The following is a 1,164-nucleotide window of genomic DNA, read 5'->3' on the forward strand; positions in this document are numbered from 1 at the left end:
ACCGTAACCTGCACAACTTCCACCAATTCCACCATAACCCATGTTTACTCACTCCATTCTGGTGATTTGTTACTACGGTATAGAATATGTTCGTTAAATAGTGATTGCTTGGACATAAGTTAGGGCTTGCTTGCTGGAAGGATTAAATAGGTAATGTTCCTCTGGGGGAGCCTTAAACTCACTCGTCACCCTCTTTTAAACAACGGAAAAAACGGTCTTTATTCGCAACTATTTCGCGATAAGACCGTTTTTGTTTCTTTTGTGATGTTGGTTTAAATTGCAAAAGTCAATGAAAAATTATTTTTCCCGAAGCTTGCTTTTATTCACGGACATTCTTTATGCGGTTGTTTTCTTGGATGCAATTCACTTCAAAGTCAAGCAGGACGGGGCCATTGTAAACAAAGCAGCCTACATGGTTATCGGCATCGAGGGCATAGACCCGTAGAGCCATGGGGAAAATCAATGAAATGCTAGACAATAGACATTAATCACAAGATAAAATAACAAAGAGTCCCCCAAGTAGAGCGTAGAGCGAAGGGAGGATTTCTTTTGCAATCATCATTTTTTATTTAGGAAGTTGTCTTTCAATGATTCCAAGCTCTTGCTTGCTTTAAGGCGTGTTGGCGTTAAGAATAATTTAGTTACGCTACCGGTGCTTCACTGCTGCAGATCAGTTATGATAAAGATTGCTGTGTGGTGACGGTTAATAAGAGCTTAAGTATCCACCTGAGATCCGTAAACTGATCTACACGACCAATCTCATCGCAAGCTACCATCGTCAACTTCGAAAGGTAACCAAAGGTAAAAGCATCTTCCCAACGGACGAAGCTCTCTTAAAAATGCTCTATCTGGCCACGATGGACGTTACTCGAAAGTGGATAGGCCGCGTCCAAAACTGGGGGCAGATGCTACTTCAACTGTCCGTTTTCTATCCAGATCGGATCGGCCAGCATTTGCGGTGATTTTTTCTCCGCTCGGTGAGAAGTCTTTAAATGAGTTTACACAAAAGATTTGACAGACCCCCATTGTGTAATTCACGAATTCTTTAGACTAGTACCTAATCACTCTTAATTGAATCAATACTTATTAATACCCACACAACCTAAGCATAATTGCAATACTATACTTTTAAGATGCAATAGATGAAATGAAGGAGTACGCAAA

At 40.5% G+C, this 1,164-nt stretch carries 1 protein-coding gene and 1 pseudogene; both read left to right on the top strand.

From position 1 onward, the window contains the following. Positions 1 to 277 precede the first annotated feature (277 nt). Positions 278 to 445: a transposase gene (locus AC1DUA_RS38475; RefSeq protein ID WP_477504698.1), complete on the top strand. Its 168-nt coding sequence runs from the start codon at positions 278 to 280 to the stop codon at positions 443 to 445. Positions 446 to 716: 271 nt separating this feature from the next. Beyond that, positions 717 to 962: pseudogene (locus tag AC1DUA_RS38480) on the top strand (transposase); the annotation flags it as partial. Between the last annotated feature and the right edge of the window lie 202 nt (positions 963 to 1,164).

The organism is Paenibacillus sp. 01T422, assembly GCF_056398785.1.